Origin of the sequence: Brevundimonas sp. (genome assembly GCF_044239655.1) — a bacterium.
Taxonomy (GTDB): Bacteria; Pseudomonadota; Alphaproteobacteria; order Caulobacterales; family Caulobacteraceae; genus Brevundimonas.
In genome coordinates this window covers 1-2,580 of the sequence record NZ_JBIIAY010000215.1, presented here as the reverse complement: position 1 = coordinate 2,580, position 2,580 = coordinate 1, and the positions used below count along the sequence as shown (strand labels likewise).

At 69.4% G+C, this 2,580-nt stretch carries 3 protein-coding genes; 2 read left to right on the top strand and 1 reads right to left on the bottom strand.

Annotation, left to right across the window (positions count from 1 at the left end; genetic code table 11):
- Window positions 1-795: hypothetical protein (locus ACILQR_RS16495; protein WP_395652445.1), on the bottom strand; the 795-nt coding region annotated here is incomplete at its 3' end.
- A 433-nt stretch (window positions 796-1,228) separates the two neighbouring features.
- Between ACILQR_RS16495 and ACILQR_RS16490 the strand changes: the two genes are divergently transcribed.
- Window positions 1,229-1,570 (top strand): endonuclease domain-containing protein, encoded by a 342-nt coding sequence (locus ACILQR_RS16490; protein WP_395652444.1) that lies wholly within the window; start codon window positions 1,229-1,231, stop codon window positions 1,568-1,570.
- A 236-nt stretch (window positions 1,571-1,806) separates the two neighbouring features.
- On the top strand, window positions 1,807-2,469 hold the full coding sequence (locus ACILQR_RS16485) for a DsbA family oxidoreductase (protein ID WP_395652443.1): 663 nt from the start codon (window positions 1,807-1,809) through the stop codon (window positions 2,467-2,469).
- Window positions 2,470-2,580: the final 111 nt, after the last annotated feature.

Here is a 2,580-nt window from a genome sequence, read left to right as displayed (position 1 = left end):
CGGGCGGCCCATGGGCATGGTCCTGAGCATTTCGATCAGGCCGGTGATGGCGGCGTGACCGGCGGCGTTGTCCTCCGACAGGCCCGTGGCGGCACGGGCCACCTCGCCCACGGCCTTCATCCTCAGGGTGATCAGGTCGAGCGGGTCCGGCTCGGGCGGTGCCTGTTCGGCCAGAGTGGCCTCGGCGATCATCCGGGTCAGCTGGCGATGCGACCTCAGCCAGGACGCGGCCTCCGACGCCCGGCCCGCGTCGATGGCGCGCTGGGCGTGGATCAGGGCGCGGGCAGCCATGTCGGCTGGATCGGGCGCCGGGCCCGCCAGCGCCGCCTCCATGTCGAAGGCCCCGGTGCCGAAGGATTGGGCCGCAGACGACGGGGTCTCGACCGGATCCGGGTCCGGCTGGTCCTGGCGCCGCCAGCCCTCGCGCTGGGCCCGGTCCCGAAAGGTGGCGCGCTTGATCAGATAACGTTCGCAGACGGTCCGGGCACTGTCCCCGGCCAGATAGTCGGCCCGCGCCTGGTCCCAGACGTCGCCGGAACGGATGGCGTAACCGCCGCGCTGCCCCGTCGCCCGCGCCGCCTCGTCCGGCGACATGTTGCGCTCGATCCCGTGATCCAGATCGCCCCAGCCGGTCAGGCCGTTCGCCGGCGCGTCACCGGTGTCGTCGTGGGGCGCAAACACCTCGGGCCGGCAGTTCTCCGGATAATAGGTGGTGTCCCCGAACTCGTCCTGGCTCCACGCCCCGCGCGCCACGATGCGCGGCTGCCGCCGGGGCCTGTCCTGATCCCAATCCATGATGCGTCCTCCCACGCGCCGCCCCATGCGCGGGGCGAGACCATCATGAGGCGCGCGCGGACCTGGGCGCGTCCGAGGGGGTGTTTTTCGGTGCGATCCCTTGTGGCGCAAGGGATTGGAGGCGCGAGGTTTGAAACCTGAAGGCCCCGGACCAGCCGGGATCCAGAAACCTGACCCCTCTCCCGGCGGGAGAGGGCTTGAGGCTCGCAGAGCGCAGCGATGCGCCAGCCGAAAGGGTGAGGGGCTACTTTTGAAGTCGGCGTAAGCCGTGTCGGTGCGACGGCTCACGCCGACTGACCCGCCAGCCCCTCACTCTTTCGCGCAATCCTGATCGCTGACGCTCTCAGGCGCTCAAGCCCTCTCCCGCCGGGAGAGGGGGCATGAGTACGATTTCCGCTTCACTTTCCACGGGAGAATCTGACAATACACAACCATGTCCCGCGCCCGCGATCTTCGCCAGTCGGCCGGTCTCGCCGAACAGCGGGTCTGGGCGCGGCTGCGTGGTGGGGCGGTCGAGGGGTTCAAGGTGCGGCGTCAGCACGACATCGGCCGCTGGACCGTCGATCTCGCCTGTGTGCCTCTCAGGCTGGTGATCGAGATCGACGGCGGGGTCCATGATCGCGACGACGTCAGGCTGAACGACCATCTTCGCCAGACGGAGATCGAGGCCCTGGGGTGGCCGGTGGTGCGGTTCACCAACGAGATCGCCCTGACCGAGCCCTGGCGCATCGACGACGCGATCCGCGACCGGGCAAGGGTGGTGGGGCTCAGGTAGCTCCCTCTCCCATCGGGAGAGGGCTTGAGGCTCGGCAAGCGAAGCGAGCCGCAAGCCGAAAGGGTGAGGGGCTACTTTTGAAGTCGGCGTAAGCCGTATCCCCGATCGTGCGACGGCTCACGCCGACGGACAGGCCAGCCCCTCATCCGACCCCTTCGGGGCCACCTTCTCCCGCCGGGAGAAGGGAAGGAAGCAAGCCCTCTCCCGCCGGGAGAGGGACCGCCTATATCTCCCCCATGACCCAGACCCTGCACATCGACTTCGTGTCCGACATCGTCTGCCCCTGGTGCGTGGTGGGGCTGGGCGGGTTGCAGGCGGCGCTGGAGACGCTGAAGGGCGAGGGGATCGAGGCGCAGGTGCATTTCCAGCCGTTCGAACTGAACCCCCAGATGCCGGCCGAGGGCGAGAACATCGTCGATCACATCGGTCGCAAATACGGCTCGACCCCCGAACAGTCGGCGGCCAACCGGGCCATGATCACGCAGCGGGCGGCGGAAGCCTGGCCCGGATTTGACATGCGGATGGGGCCGGACAGCCGCATCTGGAACACGTTCGACGCCCACCGGCTGCTGCACTGGGCCGCCACGATCGGCCTGGCCGAACAGAAGGCGCTGAAGACCGCCCTGTTCACCGCCCATTTCACCGACGGCCGGACGATGACGGACCCCGGCGTCCTGGCCGACGCGGCGGCGGCGGCGGGGCTGGACCGGGACAAGGCGGTCGAGGTCCTGGCTGACGACCTGTACGCCGCCGAGGTGCGGGCGGCCGAGGCCCTGTGGGTCTCGCGCGGCATCAACAGCGTGCCCGCCGTGGTGGTGGAGGGGAAGTGGCTGATCTCGGGCGGGCAGCCGGCCTCCGTCTTCGAAGACGCCCTGCGCAAGATGGCCGGCGAACTCTGATCCCTCTCCCATCACCGATCCCTCTCCCGTCCCATGACGGATCCCTCTCCCGGCGGGAGAGGGCTTGAGGCTCGCAGAGCGCAGCGATGCGCCAGCCGAAAGGGTGAGGGG